Source organism: Curtobacterium sp. MCPF17_021 (assembly GCF_003234605.2).
Lineage (GTDB): Bacteria > Actinomycetota > Actinomycetes > Actinomycetales > Microbacteriaceae > Curtobacterium > Curtobacterium flaccumfaciens.
Window position 1 is genome coordinate 3,137,008 of the sequence record NZ_CP126252.1, and the last position, 21,913, is coordinate 3,158,920.

Annotated in this window: 26 protein-coding genes and 2 pseudogenes; 13 read left to right on the forward strand and 15 right to left on the reverse strand. The window is 71.3% G+C overall.

The features are described from left to right. The first annotated feature begins 118 nt into the window (after window positions 1-118). Both DEJ29_RS14720 and DEJ29_RS14725 read left to right on the forward strand, forming a co-directional pair. Complete coding sequence (locus DEJ29_RS14720; RefSeq protein WP_111094486.1) at window positions 119-1,000, forward strand: ABC transporter ATP-binding protein; 882 nt, start codon at window positions 119-121, stop codon at window positions 998-1,000. Further along, window positions 997-2,073, forward strand: a complete 1,077-nt coding sequence (locus DEJ29_RS14725) for an ABC transporter permease (RefSeq protein WP_111094485.1) — start codon at window positions 997-999, stop codon at window positions 2,071-2,073. The genes DEJ29_RS14720 and DEJ29_RS14725 overlap by 4 nt, the downstream gene beginning before the upstream one ends. Window positions 2,074-2,153: 80 nt before the next feature. On the opposite strand, the gene DEJ29_RS14730 is transcribed toward DEJ29_RS14725, so the two are convergent. From DEJ29_RS14730 to DEJ29_RS14740, 3 genes are all read right to left on the reverse strand, one after another. Continuing rightward, window positions 2,154-2,384 carry a helix-turn-helix domain-containing protein gene (locus tag DEJ29_RS14730; protein WP_071245067.1) on the reverse strand — a complete coding sequence of 77 codons (231 nt, stop codon included), beginning with the start codon at window positions 2,382-2,384 and terminating at the stop codon, window positions 2,154-2,156. Then, window positions 2,384-2,995 (reverse strand): hypothetical protein, encoded by a 612-nt coding sequence (locus DEJ29_RS14735; RefSeq protein WP_111094484.1) that lies wholly within the window; start codon window positions 2,993-2,995, stop codon window positions 2,384-2,386. The genes DEJ29_RS14730 and DEJ29_RS14735 overlap by 1 nt, the downstream gene beginning before the upstream one ends. A 77-nt stretch (window positions 2,996-3,072) precedes the next feature. Beyond that, complete coding sequence (locus DEJ29_RS14740; protein WP_111094483.1) at window positions 3,073-4,104, reverse strand: YeiH family protein; 1,032 nt, start codon at window positions 4,102-4,104, stop codon at window positions 3,073-3,075. A 139-nt stretch (window positions 4,105-4,243) separates the two neighbouring features. Between DEJ29_RS14740 and DEJ29_RS14745 the strand changes: the two genes are divergently transcribed. Next, window positions 4,244-4,600, forward strand: a complete 357-nt coding sequence (locus DEJ29_RS14745) for a hypothetical protein (RefSeq protein ID WP_111094482.1) — start codon at window positions 4,244-4,246, stop codon at window positions 4,598-4,600. On the opposite strand, the gene DEJ29_RS14750 is transcribed toward DEJ29_RS14745, so the two are convergent. Next, window positions 4,594-5,193 (reverse strand): LppP/LprE family lipoprotein, encoded by a 600-nt coding sequence (locus tag DEJ29_RS14750; RefSeq protein WP_181438138.1) that lies wholly within the window; start codon window positions 5,191-5,193, stop codon window positions 4,594-4,596. The genes DEJ29_RS14745 and DEJ29_RS14750 overlap by 7 nt on opposite strands. Window positions 5,194-5,326: 133 nt before the next feature. Here DEJ29_RS14750 and DEJ29_RS14755 point away from each other — a divergent pair, with 133 nt between their 5' ends. The 4 genes and pseudogenes from DEJ29_RS14755 to DEJ29_RS14770 all read left to right on the forward strand — a co-directional run. Continuing rightward, window positions 5,327-6,157: an alpha/beta hydrolase gene (locus DEJ29_RS14755; protein ID WP_181438137.1), complete on the forward strand. Its 831-nt coding sequence runs from the start codon at window positions 5,327-5,329 to the stop codon at window positions 6,155-6,157. 146 nt (window positions 6,158-6,303) lie between these two features. Further along, window positions 6,304-6,648 carry a hypothetical protein gene (locus DEJ29_RS14760; RefSeq protein ID WP_146248299.1) on the forward strand — a complete coding sequence of 115 codons (345 nt, stop codon included), beginning with the start codon at window positions 6,304-6,306 and terminating at the stop codon, window positions 6,646-6,648. Window positions 6,649-6,713: 65 nt separating this feature from the next. After that, window positions 6,714-6,806 (forward strand): annotated as a pseudogene (locus DEJ29_RS14765) (DivIVA domain-containing protein); the annotation flags it as partial. Between the two features lie 12 nt (window positions 6,807-6,818). After that, window positions 6,819-6,968: pseudogene (locus DEJ29_RS14770) on the forward strand (DivIVA domain-containing protein); the annotation flags it as partial. Between the two features lie 99 nt (window positions 6,969-7,067). On the opposite strand, the gene DEJ29_RS14775 reads toward DEJ29_RS14770, so the two are convergent. Further along, on the reverse strand, window positions 7,068-8,432 hold the full coding sequence (locus DEJ29_RS14775; RefSeq protein ID WP_071405927.1) for an MFS transporter: 1,365 nt from the start codon (window positions 8,430-8,432) through the stop codon (window positions 7,068-7,070). Between the two features lie 236 nt (window positions 8,433-8,668). Beyond that, window positions 8,669-8,839, reverse strand: a complete 171-nt coding sequence (locus DEJ29_RS14780) for a hypothetical protein (protein ID WP_164941189.1) — start codon at window positions 8,837-8,839, stop codon at window positions 8,669-8,671. A 169-nt stretch (window positions 8,840-9,008) separates the two neighbouring features. Between DEJ29_RS14780 and DEJ29_RS14785 the strand changes: the two genes are divergently transcribed. From DEJ29_RS14785 to DEJ29_RS14800, 4 genes are all read left to right on the forward strand, one after another. Beyond that, the gene (locus DEJ29_RS14785) at window positions 9,009-9,770 is read left to right on the forward strand and encodes a LamB/YcsF family protein (RefSeq protein ID WP_111094478.1); all 762 of its coding nucleotides are present in this window, start codon (window positions 9,009-9,011) and stop codon (window positions 9,768-9,770) included. Then, window positions 9,767-10,399 (forward strand): 5-oxoprolinase subunit B family protein, encoded by a 633-nt coding sequence (locus DEJ29_RS14790; protein ID WP_111094477.1) that lies wholly within the window; start codon window positions 9,767-9,769, stop codon window positions 10,397-10,399. Before DEJ29_RS14785 ends, DEJ29_RS14790 begins: the two co-directional genes overlap by 4 nt. Further along, window positions 10,396-11,280 (forward strand): 5-oxoprolinase subunit C family protein, encoded by an 885-nt coding sequence (locus tag DEJ29_RS14795; RefSeq protein WP_111094476.1) that lies wholly within the window; start codon window positions 10,396-10,398, stop codon window positions 11,278-11,280. The genes DEJ29_RS14790 and DEJ29_RS14795 overlap by 4 nt, the downstream gene beginning before the upstream one ends. 63 nt (window positions 11,281-11,343) lie before the next feature. Next, window positions 11,344-11,646: a putative quinol monooxygenase gene (locus DEJ29_RS14800; protein WP_071405925.1), complete on the forward strand. Its 303-nt coding sequence runs from the start codon at window positions 11,344-11,346 to the stop codon at window positions 11,644-11,646. Between the two features lie 38 nt (window positions 11,647-11,684). Here the strand turns inward: DEJ29_RS14800 and DEJ29_RS14805 are convergent, their stop codons facing one another. From DEJ29_RS14805 to DEJ29_RS14820, 4 genes are all read right to left on the reverse strand, one after another. Continuing rightward, window positions 11,685-11,867 carry a hypothetical protein gene (locus DEJ29_RS14805; protein WP_110860976.1) on the reverse strand — a complete coding sequence of 61 codons (183 nt, stop codon included), beginning with the start codon at window positions 11,865-11,867 and terminating at the stop codon, window positions 11,685-11,687. A gap of 63 nt (window positions 11,868-11,930) precedes the next feature. Continuing rightward, window positions 11,931-12,992 (reverse strand): DUF2891 family protein, encoded by a 1,062-nt coding sequence (locus DEJ29_RS14810; protein ID WP_258375903.1) that lies wholly within the window; start codon window positions 12,990-12,992, stop codon window positions 11,931-11,933. Continuing rightward, the gene (locus DEJ29_RS14815) at window positions 12,979-14,067 is read right to left on the reverse strand and encodes a DUF979 domain-containing protein (RefSeq protein WP_111094475.1); all 1,089 of its coding nucleotides are present in this window, start codon (window positions 14,065-14,067) and stop codon (window positions 12,979-12,981) included. The genes DEJ29_RS14810 and DEJ29_RS14815 overlap by 14 nt, the downstream gene beginning before the upstream one ends. Next, on the reverse strand, window positions 14,064-14,771 hold the full coding sequence (locus DEJ29_RS14820; protein ID WP_027465970.1) for a DUF969 domain-containing protein: 708 nt from the start codon (window positions 14,769-14,771) through the stop codon (window positions 14,064-14,066). Before DEJ29_RS14820 ends, DEJ29_RS14815 begins: the two co-directional genes overlap by 4 nt. Window positions 14,772-14,868: 97 nt before the next feature. On the opposite strand from DEJ29_RS14820, the gene DEJ29_RS14825 reads away from it, so the two are divergent. Further along, window positions 14,869-15,513 (forward strand): GntR family transcriptional regulator, encoded by a 645-nt coding sequence (locus DEJ29_RS14825; RefSeq protein WP_181438136.1) that lies wholly within the window; start codon window positions 14,869-14,871, stop codon window positions 15,511-15,513. An 82-nt stretch (window positions 15,514-15,595) separates the two neighbouring features. Here the strand turns inward: DEJ29_RS14825 and DEJ29_RS14830 are convergent, their stop codons facing one another. Both DEJ29_RS14830 and DEJ29_RS14835 read right to left on the reverse strand, forming a co-directional pair. Continuing rightward, on the reverse strand, window positions 15,596-16,174 hold the full coding sequence (locus tag DEJ29_RS14830; RefSeq protein ID WP_111094473.1) for a TetR/AcrR family transcriptional regulator: 579 nt from the start codon (window positions 16,172-16,174) through the stop codon (window positions 15,596-15,598). Window positions 16,175-16,229: 55 nt separating this feature from the next. After that, a complete protein-coding gene (locus tag DEJ29_RS14835; RefSeq protein ID WP_111094472.1) occupies window positions 16,230-16,739 on the reverse strand; it encodes a hypothetical protein in 510 nt (169 codons plus the stop codon). A gap of 198 nt (window positions 16,740-16,937) precedes the next feature. On the opposite strand from DEJ29_RS14835, the gene DEJ29_RS14840 reads away from it, so the two are divergent. Beyond that, complete coding sequence (locus tag DEJ29_RS14840; protein ID WP_146248298.1) at window positions 16,938-17,477, forward strand: hypothetical protein; 540 nt, start codon at window positions 16,938-16,940, stop codon at window positions 17,475-17,477. Between the two features lie 335 nt (window positions 17,478-17,812). Here DEJ29_RS14840 and DEJ29_RS14845 read toward each other — a convergent pair whose 3' ends face one another. The 3 genes from DEJ29_RS14845 to DEJ29_RS14855 form a co-directional block, all read right to left on the reverse strand. Continuing rightward, window positions 17,813-18,589 (reverse strand): phosphate ABC transporter ATP-binding protein, encoded by a 777-nt coding sequence (locus DEJ29_RS14845; protein WP_258375911.1) that lies wholly within the window; start codon window positions 18,587-18,589, stop codon window positions 17,813-17,815. Window positions 18,590-18,688: 99 nt separating this feature from the next. After that, on the reverse strand, window positions 18,689-19,735 hold the full coding sequence (locus tag DEJ29_RS14850) for a sortase (RefSeq protein WP_111094470.1): 1,047 nt from the start codon (window positions 19,733-19,735) through the stop codon (window positions 18,689-18,691). Window positions 19,736-19,823: 88 nt separating this feature from the next. After that, entirely contained in the window at window positions 19,824-21,890 is a 2,067-nt protein-coding gene (locus tag DEJ29_RS14855) for an Ig-like domain repeat protein (RefSeq protein WP_111094469.1), read from the reverse strand. Between the last annotated feature and the right edge of the window lie 23 nt (window positions 21,891-21,913).

Sequence of the window (21,913 nt, forward strand, 5' to 3'; positions counted from 1 at the left end):
CCCGCGCGGTGGAGCCGACCACCCACCCAAGTCCCGCCTGGCGGCGGAGGCGGGGCGTGCCTCCCGGCCAATAGCGTCGGACGCAGCGACGACCAGCGTCGCGACGAAGGGGAACGACATGCTCACCATCGAAGGGGTGACCAAGCACTTCGGCGATCGCCGGGTGCTCGACGACGTGGGGTTCACGGTCGGCAGCGGCCGCCTCACCGGCTTCGTCGGCGGCAACGGTGCCGGCAAGACCACCACCATGCGCATCATGCTCGGCGTGCTCCAGGCCGACGCCGGCTCGGTCTCGATCGACGGCACCGCGGTCCGCCCCGCCGACCGCCGCCGCTTCGGCTACATGCCCGAGGAACGCGGCCTGTACCCGAAGATGCCGGTGGCCGAGCAGATCACCTACCTGGCCCGGCTGCACGGTGTCGACAAGCGTGCCGCGACGACCCGCACCGGCGAGCTGCTGGAACGCCTCGAACTCACCACACACGCCGGCGACCCCGTCGAGAAGCTCTCGCTCGGCAACCAGCAGCGCGTGCAGATCGCGGCGGCGCTGGCACACGACCCCGAGGTGCTCGTGCTCGACGAGCCGTTCTCGGGCCTCGACCCGATGGCCGTCGACACGGTGCTCGGCGTCCTGCGCGAGGCCGCGGCCCGGGGCGTCCCGGTGCTGTTCTCGAGCCACCAGCTCGACGTGGTCGAGCGGCTCTGCGACGACGTCGTCGTCATCGCCGGTGGCACGATCCGCGCCGCCGGTCCGCAGGAGGAACTCCGCAAGCAGGCCGGTCCGGCCGCCTGGGAGCTGCTGGTCGACGGGGACGTCGCCTGGCTCCGCGACGAGCCTGGTGTGGCCGTCCGGGAGTTCGACGGCGGGTACGCGGTCTTCGAGGCCGACGCCGCCACCGCCCAGCGCGTCCTGCAGCGTGCCGTCCAGCACGGCACCGTCGGGTCGTTCTCGCCGCGGGTGCCGCGGCTCAGCGAGGTCTTCCGGGAGGTCGTCCGATGAACAACTCCTTCGTGCAGGCCGTGCGCCTCGTCTCCGCACGTGAGATCCAGGCACGCATCCGCAGCAAGGCCTTCGTGGTCTCGGCGCTCATCCTGATCGGCATGGTCGTCGCGTCGATCGTGGTCGGCGGGATCGTGAGCAAGGCCACCGCCGACGACACCACCCCGGTCGCGGTCGTCGACGGCGTCTCGCTGCCGACCACCAGTGGGCTCGACGTCACGAAGTCGGCATCGGTCGACGACGCCGAACGGCTCGTGACCACGGGCGACGTCGACGCCGCGATCGTGCCGTCGGACGACCCGCTCGGCTACAAGATCGTCGGACTCGACGAGGCCCCGTCCGAGGTCGTGTCGGCGTTGAGCGTCACCCCGCGCATCGAGCTGCTCGACCCGGACGCACTGCCCGGTGGCCTGGTGTACCTCATCGCCATCGCGTTCGGCGTCGTCTACTTCGCGTCGGCGGTGACGTTCGGCCAGTCGATCGCGCAGAGCGTCGTCGAGGAGAAGTCGACACGGGTGGTCGAGATCCTGATGTCCGCGATCCCGGCAAGGGCGCTGCTCGCCGGCAAGGTCCTCGGCAACAGCATCATGGCCTTCGCCCAGATCGTCGCGGTGGCCGTCGCCGCCATCGTCACCTTGGCGGTGACCGGCCAGGACAACATGTTCGCGATGCTCGGCCCGAGCATCCTGTGGTTCATCGGCTTCTTCGCGATCGGGTTCGTGCTCCTCGCGTCGCTGTTCGCCGCGGCGGCCGTGCTGGTGTCACGCCAGGAGGACGTCGGCAGCGTCACCACCCCGGTGATGATGCTCGTGATGATCCCGTACTTCCTGATCATCGTCGCGTACGACAACCCGACGATCCTCGGCATCATGTCGTACGTGCCGTTCAGCGCCCCGATCGGCATGCCCATGCGGATCTTCCTGGGGACGGCCGAGTGGTGGGAGCCGATCCTGTCGCTCGTCATCGTCGCCGCTTCGGTCGTCGCGGTCGTGGTCATCGGTGCCCGCGTCTACGAGAACGCCCTGCTCCGCACCGGCAGTCGCGTGAAGCTGTCGGAGGCGCTGCGCGGCTGACGCCGGCAGGTACGGCAGGTACGGCCAGGAGGCCCGCCCAGCGTGAGCAGATCAGCTCACGTCGGGCGGGCCTTCCGTCGTCAGTCCGTGCGCACCGAGAAGACGTCGCCCGGCTGGCAGCCGAGCACCTCGCACAGTCGGGTGAGGGTGGAGAACCGGATCGCGCGGGCCCGGTTGTTCTTGAGCACCGAGAGGTTGACGACGGTCACACCGACGCGGTCGGCGAGCTCGGTCAGGGTCATCCCGCGCTCGGCCAGCAGGTCGTCGAGGTGGCAGACGACCGCGTGGCCGTCCTCCTGTTCCGGGGGCATCAGATCAGCCCGGCCTGGTCCCGCACCATCCGCTGCGAGGCGGTGAGCGCGAACCGGAAGCAGACGACGACGAGCAGGCCGAGGTACACGGGCAGGAACTGGTGGTCGACCACCGGCGTGGGCAGGTACCCGTCCCATCCGAGCCCTGACACCACCCAGTTCCACCCCATCCGGCGGACGAACGACGGCAGGAACCCGGCGGCCAGCACCGCGCCGGCGAGCCAGTCGAGGATCCGGGTGGTCGAGCGGTCGAAGAGCCCGCCGCGTGAGATCTTCCAGGCCACCGCCGCGACCAGGGCGATGAGGGCGCTGACGAGCAGAACCTCCAGCGCGTCGCCGACGCGGATGTACCCGATCGCACCACCCGGCACGTCGGCGATCGGTGCCCGGAGCACGAGCTGGTCGGACGTCACGGTCGCACCGCCCGGAGGCTGCGGGACGGCACTGGTCTCACGGATCCGGATCGGCACCGCCACCGTGCCCGAGGCGATCGAGTGGACGAGCAGGTCGACGTACCGCCACACCACGATCGCGATGCCGATCGCACACGAGACGACGTAGGCCAGGTAGGAGTTCCGCCCGCGGGGCGGTTCGTAGACGGGCATGGTCATGGCTGCTTCCCCTGTCGATCATCGATACCATCGAATTTCGATGCAACGATAAACGATAGGTCCGGTGCCGGCAACCCCTACAGCAGCCCGAAGGCCGCCTGCATGCCCAGGCTCGTCCCCGCCACCAGGACCCAGAGCGCGATGCCGAGCAGCATCGGCCGGAACCCGGCACGGCGGAGCGCGGCGAAGTCCGTCGAGCAGCCGATCGCGGCGAGCGCCACCGTGATGAGGAACGAGGCGACCGTCGCGAACCCCGGCGCCACGGACGCGGGCAGGACCCCGACCGTCCGGAGCAGCACCACCACGAGGAACCCGATCAGGAACCACGGCACCAACCGGAACACCCGGAACCCGCGACCCGGCCCCGAGGCGGGGGCGAGCTGCTCGCGGGAGGCGCGGCGGGCCTCCAGTCCGGCCAGCCCGATGACGATCGGGATGATCATCAGGGTGCGCACCAGCTTCACGACGACCGCGGTGTCGGTCGCCTGGCGGCCGTAGACCGTCGCCGTGGCGACGACGGACGACGTGTCGTTCACGGCGGTGCCCGCGAAGACGCCGAAGGCGTGCTGGCTGAGGCCCAGAGCGTGCCCGAGCAGCGGGAAGGCGAAGACAGCGGCGATGTTGCAGAGGAAGATCGTGGACATCGCGTAGGCGACGTCTGCACTGACCGCACCGATGACGGGTGTCACGGCGGCGATCGCCGAGGCACCGCAGATGCCGGTCCCGACGCCGATCAGGGTGCGGAGTGCGCCCGAGACCCGGAGCAGTCGACCGATCCCCCACGCGGCCACCAGGCAGACGACGAGCGTCGCGAGCATCACCGGCAGGGTCTCACCGCCGATGCGCAGGACCTCACCGATGGACAGCTGCGCGCCGAGCAGGACCACGGCGAACTGCAGGACCCGGCTGGACGAGAACTTCACGCCGGGCGCCAGCGCGGCGAGTGTGCCACCGGTGCGGCGTCGGACGAGCCACCCCACGACGGCACCGATCAGGACGGCGGGGACGGGGCCGCCGACGACCGGGACGACCCGGCCGACGAGGGTGGCGACGATGCCGATCGCCACGGCGAGGGCGACACCGGGTGCGGCGGCACGGACGGACTGCATGGGAACAGCATGTCGCGCTCGCGAACGATCGGTGGCCGCGACGGGCAGGATGGCACGGTGGAGTACTCGGGGGAACGGTGGGTGCAACGGCTGCGCGACGGGCATCGGAGCGGGCCGGGCACCCCGGTTCCACCTGCCCGTGCTGACGTCCGGCCTACGCACCTCCGACGACTTCCCGAAGCCCCGGCCCGAGGTCTGGACCGTCGACGAGTTCGGCCTGCACGCGTGGGCACCGTCACGGGACGCGCCGGTGTTCGACCTGCCGTGGGCGCGCATCCGACGGTTCTCCGTCGCGACGAGGGAGTCCCGCGGCCAGCGTGCCGACTTCGGCGTCTGGATCACCACGACCGACGGTGACGACGTGGTCGTGCAGCCGCGGTCCGCCCTCGGACGTGGGTTCGAGGCCGGACCGGACAAGCTCGACACCCTCGTGCGGGTCCTCCGCACCCTGCAGCGGGAGCTCGGCGTGGCCTCGGCGTCAGCCGACCGTCACTGAGCGGGCGGGGTGTCCCCCGTCATCACGACGCGGCCGGTCTCGTCGTTCCAGGTGAAGGTGGCCGTGGTGCGGCCGGAGGGCGCTGCGTTCGGCTCGCCGGCCTTGGCGAACCGGTAGGTCACCGTGACGGCCGAGTTGCTCTGTCGTTCGACGGTCGGCTCGAAGGCGTACTGCTGGGCAGTGGCCGTGCCGAGGTAGCGGCCTTCGTGGAACAGCAGGATCGCGTACGGGGATCCTGCTGTTCCGAACTCGGGTGCGACCACGGACCAGGACAGTGGCGCGCAGGCGTCGTAGCCGGAGTAGTCGGCGTTCGCGGCGTCCCACTTCGCATCCTCGAGGCCGGCGGGCAGCGGCAGGGCCGCGATGCCATCGGCCGCAGCCGCGGCACCGCTCGACGGCCCGCAGGTCGGCGTGGGGGTGGGCGTCGGCGTCGGGGCCGGCGCGCTCCCGGCGTCGGACGGTGAGGCGGTCACGGTCTCGGTCACCGTCGGGGTCGCCGCACCGCCGTCCGCTCCGTCCGCGCCGGAACACCCCGCCAGCAGCGCGGCCAGGGTCGCAGTGGTCAGGATCAGGGCGGCTCTCGTCAGGCGCATGCCTCCACGCTGCCTGCCCGGCCGGGCGGTCGCCCGCATCGTTACCGGGCCGTGTCCCTCGCGACGCTCCGAAAGTACGCCTGTTCAAGCGCCGCGAGCCCGGCTCCCGCCCGCGTCCTGCGACACTGCTCCCATGCGGGGGAAGCAGCAGGACACGATCGAGGTCGCCGATGAACGGATCGACGGCCCACACGGACCGGTCCCCGTCCGGCGGTACCGACCGTTGAACCAGAGCGCCAGCGTGGGACCCCCGACCCTGGTCTGGGTGCACGGCGGCGGGTTCTTCCGGGGCGACCTCGACCTGCCGGAGTCCGACGCCGTCGCACGGGCGCTCGCCGAGCGCGGGCTGCCGGTCGTGACCGTCGACTACCGCCTCGGACCGCTGCCCGGGCTGCCGTGGCTCGACCGGGGTGGACCACGTGGGCGACGACGGGCACCCCACGCGCGGGACGAGATCGTCGCCGTCCTCCACCACCTGCACGACGAGGAACCGTCCGGGCTGCTGCTCGGCGGGGCGAGCGCCGGTGCGTGCCTGGCGGCCTCCGCGGTCGCGACCGCCCCGCCGCTGGTCGGCCTCGTGCTGACCTACGGGTTCTTCCACGCCCGGCTCCCCCGTGACCGGGCACTGCAGCGACTCGTCCGAGGGCACCGGCTGCTCACGCACGCGCCGCTGCTGCTCGACCTGAGCAACCGGGCCTACGCGGGCGGCCGCCCCACTGCGGTCTACCCGGAGTCCGACGACCTCGGCGGGTTCCCCCGCACCCTGCTGATCGACGCCGAGCGGGACGTGATGCGCGCCTCGAGCGAGCGCTTCGCAGACGAGCTCGCGGACGCGGGCACCGAGGTCGAACGACACGTCCTGCCGGACAGCCGTCACGCGTTCCTCAACCGACCCGGCACGCGGGACTTCGACGACACGATCGAACGCATCGTGGACTGGGCCGACCGGACCCCCATCCACTGAACGCTCATCCGGTTGCGAACGGCGGACATCCGGGGACGGCACGCCCGCGGCGGACGTACTCTGGAAACGGAAGCAACGGCGGTTCCGAATCCCCTTCGCCACGCTCCCTGTCGTGGCGTCTCACCACCGTGACGAAGAGTTCCATCGTGACCGAACACCTCATCGAGTACGTCGCCCGCGACCGCACGGGCATCACCGCCGTCGTGACACCGACCGGTGTCATCGACGTGGACACCGTGATCCAGCACATCCGCGCCGGCCACGCGGGCTACTACGTGGCTGCCGACTCGTGGAAGCGCGCGCCGGTCCGGAGCATGTCCTTCATCGGCGGGACCTACCTGTTCGCGAACTGGGACGGGTCGAAGCGGAACATGCTGCACGATCTCGCGTTCCGCTCACCGACCCGCTCGATCGAGACGCCCCACGAGCCGGAGTCGCGGTTCTCGCGGTTGCTCGACGCGCTGTTCGGCAGGCGCTCACCGCAGCTCTGACCCCCGGCAACCCGCCCGTGACACCATGGCAGGGCCACGAGAGGCGCCAGCAGAAGGGGGAGGACATGCTCGCACGAGACGTGGCGGACAAGCGGTTCCGGCCGACCAAGTTCCGCGAGGGGTACGACCAGAGCGAGGTCGACGCGTTCCTCGACCGGATCCAGACCACCCTGGCCGGGTACGAGCAGCGACGCCCCGTCGACCCGCTCACACCGGAGCAGGTCGCAGCGGTCCGGTTCCAGCCGACGAAGTTCCGCGAGGGGTACGACCAGGGGCAGGTCGACGACTTCCTCGACGAGGTCGTCGTCGCACTGCGACAGCACGGCGCCCGCTGAAGCGGCCACGTGCGGTGCAGGTGACCGCCTGGAGGCGCGGCGTGCGTCGCGGACGCGGGTCGCGCCTCCAGGCGGTCGCGTCGGTCAGCGGACCGACTTGATGGGCAGGATCACGAGGGCGCCGAGGATGACGGCGACGCCGGCACCCCAGAGCATGAGCGTGTAGTTCTGGCCGCCACCGATGCCGAGCAGGAACAGACCGACGGCGGGGGCGAGTGACTGCGGCAGGGCGTTCGCGATGTTGATGACGCCGAGGTCCTTGCCGGGGCGCTCCGGGTCGGGCAGCACGTCGACGACCAGGGCGGTGTCGATGGCGGCGTAGATGCCGAAGGCGAAACCGAGCACGATCTCGGCGAAGTAGAACCCGCCGACACTGTCGACGTGGGCCAGGATCACCAGGCCGACGGCGGTCATGGCCGTCGAACCCCAGACGAAGACCTTGCGACGCTGGATCCGGTCGGACACCCAGCCGGAGACGGCCGCACTGACGAGCAGGGCGATCGTGTACAGCAGCACGCCGAACGCGACGACCCCGACCGCTTCGCCCTGCGGGAGCCCGATGCGGTCCTGCATGTAGAGGAGTCGGTACGTCGTGAACATGAACGTGCCGAAGGTGATGAGGAAACGGCCCCACCAGGCGAGCCCGAAGTCTCGGTGCTTGATCGGGTTCGTCCAGAACGAGCTGATCAGGTTGACCCAGCTGAAGGGCTTGACCGGCGTCGTCGGCAGGTCGTCGCGGGCGACGAACGAGTAGACGAGGACCGCGACGATCGCCAGGACGCCCGGTGCGATGAACAGGACCGGCAGGTTGCCGACCAGGTACACGGCCAGGTAGAGCCCGGCCAGGATCGCGATGTTCTGCGCCAGGGCGATGACGCTCGAGGCCTTGCCGCGCTGGAACTCCGGCACGTTGTCGGCGAAGCTCGCCGTCAGCGTGGAGAGGACGGCGTTGGCGGAGACCTGCGCCAGCACCCAGGCCAGGGTGAGCTGCAGCACGTCGGGCGAGAACGCGAGCCAGGCGAGGGAACCGACGAAGACGACGACACCGCCGACCATCCAGGGGCGGCGACGGCCCCACCGCGTGCGGGTGCGGTCGGAGAGCGCGCCGAACAGGGGGTTGGCGAACAGGGCGCCGAGCGCTCCGAACGGCAGGACCGAGCCGACGACGGTCTCGGGGCTCGTCGGGTTCAGCTCCGTCGCCTTGATCGACATGCTCACGAAGACCGGGGTGAGCAGGGCGACGAACAGGCCGAACTGGGCGAAGCTGAGGCCCCAGAGGTAGCCGCGGCCCACCCGGACGGTGCTGACGGACTGCGTGATGCCCTCGACCGAGAAGGCTCGGGACGCCGCGGCGTCGGTGGCGGTGGCGCCGGCGGCTGCGGTGACCGCTGGGGACGCGGTCCCGGCGATGCCCCGCGTGGGTTCTTCCTTCGACGTCGGTGTCGACATGACTCCTCCTTGAGTCACAGGGGGCTTCGGTGCCCGCTGAATCCCTAGTGCTGCTAGGTGATCGGGACTGTAGCACCGGAAACCTCGTGCCGAAAGGTTTTGTGACGCATGTATCGTCGGGGCGGACGAGTGCGTGCGGACGCGTGCGGACGCTTGCCGACGCAGAACGACACCGCCGTTGTCGGGGGACAACGACGGTGTCGTTCTGCATCGACCCGCAGGCCGGAAAGGAGCCGCTAGTGCTCGCCGTCCTCTTCCGGGTTGAAGTGCGAGTCGTCGCCCGTGTGCCCCGCGGCCAGGCCGTCGGGGTTGTTCGGGATGGTGTTGTCGTCGCCGAGGCCGCCCGGCTTCTCGGTGCCCTCCGAGTCGTTCTTCGGGGCGTCGTGCGTGTTGTCACTGTCGGTCATGAGCTGCTCCAGTGCAGAGATCGATCCGGCAGCACTGCCGCCGGTGGTACTGAGGACTCGGACAGTACGTGGCGCACCTCGGAAACCGCCGTCCGACCAGGGGAAGCGGATGACAGGGACCGGGGTGATCGGTAGATTGTTCAACAACCCGCGACGACAGGGAGCACGCGTGACGACGATCGACCTGAACAGCGACCTGGGCGAGGGCTTCGGCGCCTGGGCCATGGGCGACGACGACGCGATGCTCGACGTCGTCTCGAGCGCCAACGTCGCCTGCGGGTTCCACGCCGGCGACCCGACGATCATGCTCGCCACCGCCCGCGCCGCCGCCGAGCGTGGTGTGGCGATCGGCGCGCACGTGGCCTACCGCGACCTGATCGGCTTCGGCCGCCGACCCGTGCACGTCACCCCCGACGAGCTGTACGCCGACGTCGTGCACCAGCTCGGCGCGATGGCCGCCACCGCGCACGTCGCGGGCACGGCCGTCACCTACGTCAAGCCGCACGGCGCCCTGTACAACACGGCCTGCGCCGACCCGGTGCAGGCCGAGGCCGTCGTCCGCGCCGTGGCCGACGTCGACCCGTCGCTCGCCGTGCTCGCGCTGCCCGGGTCGGAGCTGCTGCTGGCGGCCGAGCGGCACGGGCTCCGCGCGGTGAGCGAGTCCTTCGCCGACCGCGCCTACGAACCCGACGGCTCGCTGGTGTCGCGGAAGCAGCCGGGGTCGGTGCTGCACGACCCGGACGAGGTCGCGGCCCGGGTGCTCCGCATGGTCACCGACGGTGTCGCGACCGCTGTCGACGGGTCCGAGATCGCCGTGCGTGCCGTCTCGGTCTGCGTGCACGGTGACTCCCCGGACGCGGTCGCGATGGCCCGGGCCATCCGAGCGCTGCTGACCGAGCACGGCGTGACGATCGCGCCCTTCGCACCGTGACTGGTCCGGAGGTCCGCTCCGCGGGCGGCACCGCCCTCCTCGCCACGTTCGGGTCCCTCGCCGACGTCGTCGCCTTCCGCGCCGGACTCGCACAGGCCACCCTGCCGGGGCTGACCGAGGTCGTCTCCGGCGCCCGGACACTGCTGCTCCGATTCGACCCGACGACGACGGACCCCGGACGGCTCCGCTCCGAGCTCGCGCAGGTCGCCCCGGTCAGCGCAGCGCTCGAAGCGCACGACTCCGAGCCGCTCGTCATCCCCGTCACCTACGACGGTGAGGACCTCGACACCGTCACCGAACTGACCGGCATGCCGCGGGACGAGCTCGTGGCGTGGCACACCGGGCAGCTCTGGACGAGCGCGTTCTGCGGCTTCGCACCCGGCTTCAGCTACCTCACCGGCAGCGATCGGCCGCTCGACCTGCCCCGTCGCAGCACCGCCCGCACGGCCGTCCCGAGCGGGGCCGTCGCGGTGGCCGGCGAGTTCAGCGCCGTCTACCCGCGGACATCGCCCGGCGGCTGGCAGCTCATCGGCCGCACCGAGATGCCGATGTGGTCCCTCGACCGCACGCCTCCGGCACTCGCCCCCGCCGGCACGCTCGTCCGGTTCGTCGTGGCGGGTGCGGCATGACCGCGCTGACCGTCGTGCAGGTCGGCTACGGTGCGACCACCCAGGACCTCGGGCGCCCGGGCTTCAGCGACATGGGCCTCGGCGCGGCCGGAGCAGCCGATCGCGGCTCCGCGGCACTCGCCAACCGGCTGGTCGGCAACCGTCCCGACGCGGCCGTCCTGGAGGCCCTGCTCGGCTCCGTCACGCTCCGCGCCGACGCGTACGTGGTCGCGGCCACCACCGGCGCGGCCTGCCCCGTCGAGGTCGAGCGGGCGGACGGATCGGTCCGCGGTGCCGCCTCGCACCAGGTGCTGCTGCTGGCCCCGGGCGACACGCTCCGGATCGGCACCGCGACCGTGGGCCTCCGCACCTACGTCGCGGTCCTCGGGGGCTTCGCGGTCGACCCGGTGCTCGGCAGCCGCTCGTGGGACTCCCTCGCGCGCCTCGGACCGCCGCCACTGTCGGCCGGTGACGTCCTGCCCGTCGGTGACGCGCGGGTGTCGTGGCCGATCGTCGACGCGGTGCCGCAGCCCGAGCCGCGGTGGCCCGACGAGCCGGTCGTGCTCGACGTGGTGCCCGGACCGCGCGACGACTGGTTCACCCCGGAGTGGCGCACGACCCTGACCGGCCAGGACTTCTCCGTCAGTGCGGACAGCGACCGCGTGGGGGTCCGCACCACGGCCGAGACGCCGCTCACCCGCTCCGTGGCACGCGAACTGCCGAGCGAGGGCGTCGAGACCGGTTCGCTGCAGGTGCCGCCCGAGGGCTTCCCCGTGCTGTTCCTCGCCGACCACCCGGTGACCGGCGGCTACCCGGTCGTCGCGGTCCTGACGCCGTCGTCGATCGACCTCGCTGCGCAGCTCCGTCCGGGCGATCCGCTCCGGTTCCGCATCGTCGGCTGACCGACCCGGAACAAGCGCAGGGGGCCAGGGGTTGGCTTGGACACCGCTGACGAAAGGTTCCCCATGTCGATGACCGTCCTGCTCGAGGTCCAGTTCCAGAGCGATGCCCCCGAAGACGCACTCCAGGGTGCGATCCGCGAGACGCTCGAACAGACCGCGTCGTTCCACGGCCTGGAGTCGCTCGAGGTCCTGGTCGACGACGAGGACCCGGCGCGCATGGTCGTCGTCGAGTCGTGGACGACCCCCGAGGACCACGACACCTACGTGGCCTGGCGCGCGACACCCGAGGGCGCTCCGGCGATGGCACCGTTCCTCGCCGCGACTCCGGTCACCCGCACCTTCGCGCGGACCCTCCCGCTCGACTGAGCGCACGCCGACGCCGAAGCTGACGGCGGCGCGATCGCTCAGATCGCGTCGTCGTCGGTGTCGAGCGGCACCGGTCGGTCGTCGTCGGGGAGCAGTTCGTCGTCCGCGTCGTCGACCACCGGCAGGTCGTCGGGGTCGAGTACGGTCGGCTCCGGCTCGTAGTCGGTCTCCTGCGCCTCGCGGAAGTCGTCGAGGGTCTCGTCGTCCTTCGGATCGCTCATGGCCCCGAAGCTACCTCCGGATCCTCGACGTGTCCGCAGACGATCAGCGCTCCCGACGAACGATCAGCGAGCGGCGTGCTCCCGGGCCTCCATGGCGTCCCAGGCGAAGCTCGCCAGCCAGTGGGTGGAGTAGTACTCCTCGCCCACGCTCGCCGCGAGACCCGAGGCGAGCAGCCGATCGGCCGCGTCGTCGAGCAGATCGGCGATGCCGGTGCCGGAATCGTCCGGGCCGCCGGCGCGGAGTGCGTCCGCGATGCGCCGGGCCGAGCCTGCCCGCGACAGGTCGAGCCCGAACAGGTGCACCTGCTGCGGGTCGTTCTCGTCCCGGACCACCGTCGACCGCAGGATCGCGTCACCCGGCTGCACCGCGGCGAAGAAGCCGCGCGCCCACGTGGCGAACTCCGGGGCGGGCAGCACCGCCCGCATCAGGTCGGCTTCGGCCAGGCCCGCGGACAGGAAGTCGTGCCCGCTCCGCTCCCAGGCGAACGGCCACCCGGCGTCCGCGCCGAACCAGTCCTTCGCAGCCCCCTCGACCGCTGCCGCCAGGGCCGGACGGTCGAGCGACCGGGCGGCCTCGAGCACGAGCAGCAGTCCGAACGCGGAGTTCGAGTGCACGCCGTGCCGGACCGGGTGCGCGGCGCCGTCGATCCACCGGACGACCAAGTCTTCGAGGACGTCGACGACGGGTGCGAAGCCCGGCGCCAGTGCCCGGACAGCGGGTGCCTCGGATGCCGACACCTCGGCGGCGAGCCGCGCGAGCCACGCCCAGCCGTAGGGGCGCTCGTAGTGCGGCGTCTCGCGCAGGTAGGCGGCCTCGGTCGCGAGGTGATCCGTCGTGAGGTGCGCCTGCAGGATCGAGGTGAGCCGGGCCTCCAGATCGGCGGGCAGGCCGTGCGCGACCAGGCGCGCCGCGAGCCAGTGCATGTGCACCGACGAGTGCCAGTCGTAGGACGTGGCGAAGGCGGGGTGGAGCTCGACGGGCAGGGCCCGGTCGTCCGGTCCGGACGTCGCGTGGTGCGCGGCGTACGGGTACTCGCGGGTCGTGTTGTCCGCGGCGACGGCCGCGAAGCGGTCGGCCCAGGCCGCCCGGGTCAGGTCGATCGGGGCGGCATCAGAATGCGACAAGGTACATGACTCCCATGTTGACGACGAGCAGGATGGCGGCGGTGGGGATCTGCGCCTTGATCGGGCCGTACTTGTCCCGCATCTCGAGCAGCGCAGCCGGCACCAGGTTGAAGTTCGCGGCCATCGGGGTGACGAGCGTGCCGCAGAAGCCGGCGAGCATGCCGATCGCGAAGATCGCGGCGGGGTTGCCGTCGAAGCCCTGCACCAGGACGGGCCAGCCGATCGCGGCCGTCATGATCGGGAAGGCGGCGAAGGCGTTGCCCATGATGATGGTGAACAGGGCCATGCCCAGGCAGTAGATGACCACGGCGGCGAGCAGCGAGCCGTCGGGCAGGACCGACTTGATGATCGTGCCGACGGCGTCACCGACCCCCGCCTGCGTGAAGACGATGCCGAGCGTCGAGAGCATCTGCGGCAGCAGCGCCGCCCAGCCGATCGCCTGCAGCAGGCGACCGCCCTCGCGGATCGGGGTGGCGATCTTCGGCGGGCGCAGGACGAACACGGCCACGACCACGGCGAGCACCGAACCGATGCCCAGACCGGTCAGGGTCGCACTGCCCTCGGCGAGGAGTGGTTCGCCGCCGAACGAGACGAGCGGGCCGAGCGTGGCGACCAGCACGGCGACCACCGGCACCACGAGGGCCGGGATGAAGAGCCGGTTGCCGTACTTCGTCGCGAACGCGGCGCGCTCGTCCGGGCTGGTGGTGGCGAGCACACTCGTGCTGCCGCTGCCGCTGCCGGCGTTCGTGATCTCCTGCGTCACGCCGGTGGGTTCGGCGGGGCCGGTCTCGGCACCCGTGCCCGCGCCGGGGATGCTCGCGACCCGGGTGCGGCTCGTCGTGCCGGTGAAGCCGAGTCCGGCGAGCGCGACCATCACGAGGACGGCGATACCGAGCGTCCAGGCCGGCACGGTGCCGGCGGCGACGAAGGTGCCGTAGAAGAACGACAGCCCGAGGATGCCCCAGAACGCCGCGTTGCCCAGGCGCTTCGCGTGCGCGGTGTCGGTGACGATCAGGACGGCGACGGCGATGAAGAACGCGCCGATGAGCCAGTAGAGCCATTCGCTGGTGATCACGCTGCTGCCCCCAGGGTCGGTGCGTCGGCACGGGCGTCCGCCGCCATCTTGTCGAGTCGACGGTCGAACAGCAGCAGGCGTCCACCGTGCACGATGAGCGCCGCGATGCCCGTCGGGATCGCCCACAGGGCCAGGTCGATCGGTTCGAGCGACAGCCCGTAGGTCGAGTCGACGAACGTCGTGATGAGCAGGATCGAGCCGACGGCGACGAAGACGTCCTCGCCGAAGAACACGCCGACGGTGTCGGACGAGGCCGAGTAGCCCTTGATCTTCTCGCGCATGCGGTCGTCGATGCGCCCGTACTTCTTGGTCGCCGCACCCTCGGCCATCGGGTACACCAGCGGGCGCACGGTCTGCGCCGGGCCACCGATGCTGGTCAGGCCGACCGCCGCGGTGACCTGCCGGATCACCAGGTAGCCGGCGAGCAGGCGACCCGTCGTGAGCTTGTCGAGCTTCGCGATCAGGCGCTTCGCCTGGTCCTGCAGGCCGTAGCGCTCGATCAGACCGATGACGGGCAGGACGAGCGCGAAGGTCGTGACGGACCGGCTCGAGGCGAACCCGTTGCCGAACGCGTCGAGGATGCCGACGGGACCGATCCCGCCGATGGCCGCGGTCACGATGCCCGCGACCGTGACGACGAGGAGCGCGTTGATGCGCAGCGCGAAGCCGACGATGACGACGGCGACGCCGATGAGGACGAACATGCGGGACAGTCTGGACCGCATTGTTCAACAATCGCAAGAGCCGGTTCCGCTCTGTAACACGCCCTTCACAAACGCCACCCGTGCCAGGATCGGTGCCATGACCCGAACCGTCGGCGGCGCTGACTCCACGGCCACGCGGTTGCGCACCATGATCGCGTCGGGTGGGTTCTCCCCCGGGGCGCAGCTGTCCGAGGAACGGTTGAGCGACCAGCTCGGGGTGTCACGGAACACCCTGCGCGAGGCCTTCCGACTGCTCGCCCGCGACCGTCTGGTCGAGCACGTGTTCAACCGCGGGGTCTTCGTCCGCCGGCTCTCCGCCGCCGACGTCACCGATCTCTACGCGGCTCGGCGGGTGCTCGAAGAGGCAGCCGTCCGCGCCTGCGCCCCCGACGCACCGGCACTCGCCGAGGCCGCCGCAGCGGTCGCCGACGCCCGGGCAGCAGCGTCCGCGGGCGACTGGGGTGCGGTCGGCACCGCCGACATCCGCTTCCACGCCGAGCTCGTGCGCGCGGTGCCGAGCGAGCGGATCCACGCTCTGATGGACGGCCTGCTCGCCGAGATGCGGCTCGCCTTTCTGACCGCCGCGGACCCGGCCTCGTTCCACGCCGACTTCGTCGAACGCAACGACGCGATCGTGTCCGCGTTGCGCGGTGGCGACCAGGACGCCGCCTCGGCACTGCTCGCCGACTACCTCGACGACGCGGAGCGGACGCTGCGGGTCGCCGCCGGCGCAGCCGACTGAGGGGCGGCCAGGAGGCCCGGTGCGGCCCCGTCCCGCACGCTCGGCCCCAGCGCCCTCACGCTGGTGCTCGCGGACCCTTCGGTCAGGACTTCCCGCCGAGCAGGGCGGCGACCGCGTCCACCACGACCTGGCGACGCCGCGGCGGCGTCACGGCCTGCACCAGCGGCTCGTACTCCGGAGCGGTCGCGCTCCAGAACGCCGCGGTGTGCAGGACGAGCCCGAGCAGTACTGCCGGACGGAACGCCCGCGGCAGGACCCCTGCACGCTGGGCGTGCTCGACCTCGGCCACGGCGTCGGCGTAGCTGGTCGCGACGGACTCGAGCGGGACGTCGGCACGCTCCAGCCGGTGCCAGGTCGCGAGCCGCTGGGCCCAGGGGCGACGGACGTACGAGTCGTGCACCCGGCCGGCCCAGGCGGCGAGGTCGGCGGTGTCGAGTGGAGCCTCGGCGAACGTCTCGGTCACGGTCTCCGCGACGAGGGCGTCGAACAGCCCCTCCTTGCTGCCGAAGTAGTGGAAGACCTGCGCCTTGTTGCTCGACGCTGCGGCACCGATCCGTTCGACCCTGCCGGCGGCCAGTCCGACCGCAGCGAACTCGTCCCGCGCGGCGAGCAGGAGCCGGGCACGCATCGCGTCAGCGGCTGGGGGCGTGAATCGGGCCATGGCGACCACCGTACCGATCACGCGGCGCACAGAGCTGGAGTGCACCGCAGCAGCTTCAGGCCCGCTGTCTCCGCAGAGCGCTCCAGAGGACCAGCGCGAGCGTCAACAGGACGCCGGCGACCACGGCCCCCTGGACGACGTCGGCGAAGCCGCGCTGCAGATCGTCACCCGTGACGAGGATCGCGACGACCAACGCCGCCGTCACCGCGAGCACGATCGACCGGGCTCGCAGGCTCCCGTCCGAGCGACTCACGGCGGCGTGGATCGCCACGAACGGGACCGGGAAGAGCGCGGCGAAGGCAGCCGAGCCGTCGAAGAAGAGGAGTCCGACGAGCAGCCCTGCCCCGAGACCGATCGACAGCACTACCCAGTCCGACGTGGAGATCCCGGCCCGCACGGTGCCTCTGCGCCGACGCCGACCGGGCAAGAGCGGCAGGGCGCAGACGGCGCCACCGACGAGCAGGAACGCCCCCGGATTCCAGGACGCCTCGTTCGGAGCACTCAGCATCGAGGCCCCGAGCGCCATGCTGGCGAACGGGATCGCCCGGGCCCCGCTCTGCCCCACGCGCCCAACCGTCCGCCGCTGATGTTCCACATCTCGACTCTACTGACCCAGCCCTCGTTCCGCCGAAATACAAATTGCTTGTTCTACGTGCTGGAAGATCAGTAGCGTGAGGTCCTCGGCACAGGCCGGGACTGACATGGGGAGATGACGTTGTCCCGCAATTTCATTGGACGATCTTCGGTAGCGCTCGGAGCGTGCTTGCTCTTCGTGGCAGCTCTTGCCTCGCCAGCAACGGCGGCACCGAACGTCGCGGAGCCAGTCGCCGACGTGGACGTGCACGAACAGGCACGGAAACTCGCTGACCTTTCGCACGCCTACGACTCGAATCAGGCCGGCGGGGGCAACACGGTCAACGGAGGGTTCGCGACGTCACCAGTTGCGTCCTTCCGCTGGAGCTACCGAGGCGTGACGATCGTCGTACCAGCGGGATGCTTCCTCAACATGTCCGTTCGAGGTTCGGGGCTGCGGGTCACGGGGTCGACGACCGCGGTCGAGTGCTACGGCCTCGCTGCGGTCATCCCGGGGATGTTCTGCAACTGGAGCGGCGTCTACCGCTTCAAGGACGTCAACGGGCGGCAGTACGCGCAGGAGACGACGTCGGTGCGTTCAGGCTGCGGACAAGCCGTCTTCAACATCCCCAGCGTCAAGAAGCACACGTTGCGTCCGGGGAGCATGTGCGTCGACTTCCGGAACAACGGCGAAGTACGTGGCCGAACGTGTATGGCGATCTACCGTTGACCGTTCCGGAGCGAGCAACGCCGGCTCGTCTCCGCCGCGTGCTCAGCAGGGTGCTCGCAGCGTGCGCGGTCTTGCTCGGCGTCGCTTGTGTCGTGCTCGTCGTCAATGGATGGCCGCTCTCGGTCGCAGCGGGAGCAGCTGGCCTGAGTGCCTCGGGCTTTGCTGGCATGGTGCACCCGAAGAGCAGGGCAGCACCGGTTGCGTTCCTGGTCTGCGTCGCAGTGATCTGCGCCGCGCTTGTCCTCAACCAGGTACTCGCGTAGTCCGACCGCACGACGACGGTCCGTCCACCGGACAGGAGGCGCGGTGCGGGCCCGCACCGTGCCTCCCGTGCGTCATCCGAAGCGACCGTTGACGTAGTCGGCGGTGCGGGGATCCTGCGGTGTCTGGAACATCGCGTCGGTCGGGCCGTGCTCGACGATCGCACCGGGTGTCCCGGCCTCGGCCAGGAAGAACGCGCAGCGGTCGGAGACGCGCTGCGCCTGCTGCATGTTGTGCGTGACGATGACGATCGTCACGTCGGTGGCGAGCTCCGTGATCGTCTGTTCGATGCGCCGGGTCGACGTGGGGTCGAGGGCGGAGCACGGCTCGTCCATCAGGAGCACCCGCGGACGGACGGCGAGCGAACGGGCGATGCAGAGCCGCTGCTGCTGCCCACCGGACAGACCGCCGCCGGGTTGCCGAAGGCGGTCCTTGACCTCGTTCCACAGGCCCGCCTTGGTCAGGGTCTCCTCGACGAGCGCGGCCTTCGCGGCCTTGTCGAGCCGCACGCCCGTCAGGGCGAGTCCTGCGAGCACGTTGTCCTGGATGCTCATCGCGGGGAACGGGTTCGGCTTCTGGAAGACCATGCCGATCTGCCGCCGGGCCTCGGTGATGCGCCGGGACGCGTCGTAGATGTCGACCTCGTCGAGGAGCACCTCACCCGCGAGCGACGCCGTGGGGACGAGCTCGTGCATGCGGTTGAGCGTGCGGAGGAACGTGCTCTTGCCGCAGCCGGACGGTCCGATCAGGGCGGTGACCTGGCCGGCCGGCATGGTCAGCGAGACACGGTCGAGCACCTTGTGCTCGCCGAACCAGGCGGAGACGGATCGGGCGTCGAGCGTCGCGGGCAGGGTCGACGGATCCGGTGCCGGCGGCACGCGGTCGAACCAGCTGTCGAACTCGGCGAGGAGGGTTTCGGTTTCTGTTCCGGGCATCGTGGTCTCTATCGGTCACATCAGGTTGGGCAGGAGGACGGTGAGCTGGGACGCCGCGGAGAGCCCGACGGCGAGCACCACCGGGACGGCGACGACGAGTGTCTGCCGACGGCCCCAGAAGCGGATCCCGACCGCGAACAGCGCGACCATGCCGGCCAGGACGATCAGGCCGAGCACCAGGAACGGCCACACCGAGCCGTCACCGGCCATCGTCAGTTCGGCGGGGGCGAGTGCGGCGTAGCCGAACGAGGGCGTCGGGGTCGGAGCGGCCTTCGAGACGAGTTCGGCGTCGACGCGGACGACGGAGTCGGGCAGGAACGGCAGCCCGGCGGCGGAGACCAGGGTGAGCCGACCGTCGCCGGCCTCGAGCGGTGCGGGGACGTGGTCGCCGGTGCGGCGGACGTCGACGACCCGGTACTTCGCGGTCCCCTGCCCGGTCGTCGCGGTGATGACGGCACCCTTGTCGAGCTGGTCGATGCGACCGAAGGGGCCGCCGTAGGCGGTCTGGCGCCCGTAGACGACGCTCGCGCCGACCTGACCGGGCAGCGGGGTGTCCCGCCGGTGGCCGGGGCCGGAGCGGGTGGTCTCCGACGTGGTGCCCTGCAGCACGACCGTGTCGAGGCCGAGCGCCGGCACCCGGACGATCGCGACGGGGGTGCCCTCGGGGACCAGGCGGCCGTCGGTGCCGGTCTGGCCGACGGGGGCGGTGGCGTCGGCGAGCTGGTAGCGGAACGCGTCACGGGCGAGCTGCTGGTCGCGCGAGTACGTGACCTGCGACACGGCCGTGAACTGCAGCGCGAAGCCGACGAGCAACAGCCCGACGACGACGATCGCCGACCCGCTGAACCGCCAGCGGTCGGGGGCGCCGAGGACCGGGATCGCCCGGGCGGCGGGGCCGGCGGACTCGTGGGACCAGCCACTGACCGGCCGGGTCGGACGCCGGGTGCGGGACGGACGGAGCGCTCGGATCGGCCGCCACGTCCGGACGGCGCGACGGCGGCCGCTCGCGTCCGGTTCGCCGGTGGGTCGCCGGCCCGGCAACCAGGAGGTGAAGCTCGTCATCGATCCGTCCGTCGGGGTGTTCGGGGGTGGTTGTGTCGCGGGTGGAGCACCCGGCCGGTCCTGGTGGACCGGCCGGGCGGGGGTGGGGCTAGCGCGTGATCTTCACCGAGGACGAGGTCCGCGCGGTGTTCCAGAGGGAGTCACCGCTGTAGACGACGGTGAGCTTGTGCGTGCCGGCCTTGAGACGCGGGAGCGAGACGGTGCCGCGCCCGGTCTTCGACAGGGACACCGAGGCGAGCGTCTTGCTGCCCTCCTTGACGGTGACCTTGCCGGTCGGGGTCACGCCGGCGCCGCTCACGGCGACGGTGACCTTGGCGTGGGACTTCGCGGAGACTGACTTGACCTTGCCGGCCTTCACCGTCGGCGCGCCCTTGGCGACCTTCACCGTCGACACGGCGCTCGTGGCGACCGTCCCGCCGGCCGTGGCCGGGGTGTAGGTGGCGACGAGGCTGTACGAGGTGCGCTTCGGGACGAACGAGACCGACGCGGTGGTGGCCCCGGCGGCGACCTTGGCGGTGCCGACGGTCTCCGTGCCGTTCGCGATCGTGACGGTGCCGCCCGTGGCGTTCCCTCCCGTCATCGTCGTGGTGACCTTGGCGGTCTTGCCGACCGTCAGACGCGGGACCGTCATCGTGACGCCGGTCGCGGCCGAGACCGTGACGGTGGACGCCGCCGAGGTGCTCGACGCGACGCCGGCGAGCGCCGGGATGAACAGCGCGTTCACCGAGGCCGTGCCGCTGGGCAGGGTCACCGGGGCGGTGACGCTCTTCGCACCCTTGGCGATGGTGCCGGTCCCGACGACGGTGGAGCCGTTCAGGAACCGGACCGTGCCGCCGCCGGTGCCGAACGAGTCGACGGAGACGGTGGCGCTGACGGGCTTGCCCGCGACGGCCTTCGCCGGGATCGACAGCGCGGTGGTGCTCAGCGACGCGGGGAAGGCACGCAGCTGGGCGTAGCCGCAGGTGGTGGCGGCGTTGGTCGCCGGCTCCGGCAGGAACCCGTAGGCGGCGATGGTCGCGGTCTGCTTGCAGACGAGCGAGTCCTTGCCGACGAACGCCTTCGCGATCGCGCTGGACGGGTCGTCAGCCAGGCGCGACGGGACGATGTTGTAGACGTCACGGACGAAGCCGGCGTACGCCGGGTTGGTCGCGTAGGCCTTGCCGCTGCCGGTGGTCGCCGCGGTCTGGCTGCCGGCGGTCTTGCCGAGGTCGGCGAGCGTCACGCCGTGGCGACGGTCGGTGACCCCGCCGACGCCGTTGGCCTGCGCCACCCACTGGCTGACCGAGAACGGGGCGATCGCGAGCGTCGAGCCGGTGTCGGCCGCGACGACTGCGGTGCCGTCGTGCTCCTCGATCGGCTTGCCGGCCGAGGTGTCGGAGACGAAGGAGTTCGTGCTCGTGAAGCCCGAGGCGTCGGTCAGACCGAGCTGGCCGAGGAAGTAGCTGCGGGTGCCCGAACCGAACTTGGGCAGGAGCGGCTGGATCTTGGACGCCTTGGTGCCGTCCGGACCCGTCGCGCTGCCGCCCACGGAGTTGTAGGTGCCGTCCGCGTTGAAGTACGCGTAGGACACGTCACCGCGGTAGACGTTCCAGAGCGTCGGGGCGGTCTTGGCCTGCGTCCCGTCCCCGATGAAGAAGGGCACCTTCGCCAGCGGGCTGCCCGGTGCGTAGGCGACGTCGACCGCGTCGCGGGCGAACGGCACGTACGCCAGGACGCCGTCGGCCGACTGGTCCTTGGCGGCGGGGCCGCCCGACGAACGGGCGAAGTCGAGCTGGCCGACGACGGACTCGTCGATCGTCGTGCTCGTGCCGTCGGCCAGGGCGACGCCCGACTTGTTGGCGACCGCACCGACGGAGACGAGCAGCTCGTCACGGCCGGCACCGGAGCCGGAGACGCGCGGGATGGCCGCTCCGCCGGATCGCGTGACGACGGTGGGGCCGGCGTTCGTCGCGTCGTACGAGGCGATCTGGTTCCCCCCGACCGCTGCGGCGACGCCGTTCATGACGTCCTGGGTCGTGTCCGAGCCGAGGCCGACGAGCTTGCCGAACGCGTTCCCCGCGGGGTCGGCCTGGGCCGCCGGCACGGAGAGGGCACCGACGATCAGCGCGGCTGCACCGAACGTGACTGCCGACTTGCAGAAGGTGTTGACCTTCATGGCTGGTGTTTCCTTTCGTGGGT

Excerpts from the sequence above, each read along its gene's own strand:
- DEJ29_RS14720 (WP_111094486.1), top strand. The coding sequence starts at position 119 with ATGCTCACCATCGAAGGGGTGACCAAGCACTTCGGCGATCGCCGGGTG.
- DEJ29_RS14725 (WP_111094485.1), top strand. The coding sequence starts at position 997 with ATGAACAACTCCTTCGTGCAGGCCGTGCGCCTCGTCTCCGCACGTGAG.
- DEJ29_RS14730 (WP_071245067.1), bottom strand. The coding sequence starts at position 2,384 with ATGCCCCCGGAACAGGAGGACGGCCACGCGGTCGTCTGCCACCTCGAC.
- DEJ29_RS14735 (WP_111094484.1), bottom strand. The coding sequence starts at position 2,995 with ATGACCATGCCCGTCTACGAACCGCCCCGCGGGCGGAACTCCTACCTG.
- DEJ29_RS14740 (WP_111094483.1), bottom strand. The coding sequence starts at position 4,104 with ATGCAGTCCGTCCGTGCCGCCGCACCCGGTGTCGCCCTCGCCGTGGCG.
- DEJ29_RS14750 (WP_181438138.1), bottom strand. The coding sequence starts at position 5,193 with ATGCGCCTGACGAGAGCCGCCCTGATCCTGACCACTGCGACCCTGGCC.
- DEJ29_RS14755 (WP_181438137.1), top strand. The coding sequence starts at position 5,327 with ATGCGGGGGAAGCAGCAGGACACGATCGAGGTCGCCGATGAACGGATC.
- DEJ29_RS14775 (WP_071405927.1), bottom strand. The coding sequence starts at position 8,432 with ATGTCGACACCGACGTCGAAGGAAGAACCCACGCGGGGCATCGCCGGG.
- DEJ29_RS14780 (WP_164941189.1), bottom strand. The coding sequence starts at position 8,839 with ATGACCGACAGTGACAACACGCACGACGCCCCGAAGAACGACTCGGAG.
- DEJ29_RS14795 (WP_111094476.1), top strand. The coding sequence starts at position 10,396 with ATGACCGCGCTGACCGTCGTGCAGGTCGGCTACGGTGCGACCACCCAG.
- DEJ29_RS14800 (WP_071405925.1), top strand. The coding sequence starts at position 11,344 with ATGTCGATGACCGTCCTGCTCGAGGTCCAGTTCCAGAGCGATGCCCCC.
- DEJ29_RS14805 (WP_110860976.1), bottom strand. The coding sequence starts at position 11,867 with ATGAGCGATCCGAAGGACGACGAGACCCTCGACGACTTCCGCGAGGCG.
- DEJ29_RS14820 (WP_027465970.1), bottom strand. The coding sequence starts at position 14,771 with ATGTTCGTCCTCATCGGCGTCGCCGTCGTCATCGTCGGCTTCGCGCTG.
- DEJ29_RS14825 (WP_181438136.1), top strand. The coding sequence starts at position 14,869 with ATGACCCGAACCGTCGGCGGCGCTGACTCCACGGCCACGCGGTTGCGC.
- DEJ29_RS14830 (WP_111094473.1), bottom strand. The coding sequence starts at position 16,174 with ATGGCCCGATTCACGCCCCCAGCCGCTGACGCGATGCGTGCCCGGCTC.
- DEJ29_RS14850 (WP_111094470.1), bottom strand. The coding sequence starts at position 19,735 with ATGACGAGCTTCACCTCCTGGTTGCCGGGCCGGCGACCCACCGGCGAA.
- DEJ29_RS14855 (WP_111094469.1), bottom strand. The coding sequence starts at position 21,890 with ATGAAGGTCAACACCTTCTGCAAGTCGGCAGTCACGTTCGGTGCAGCC.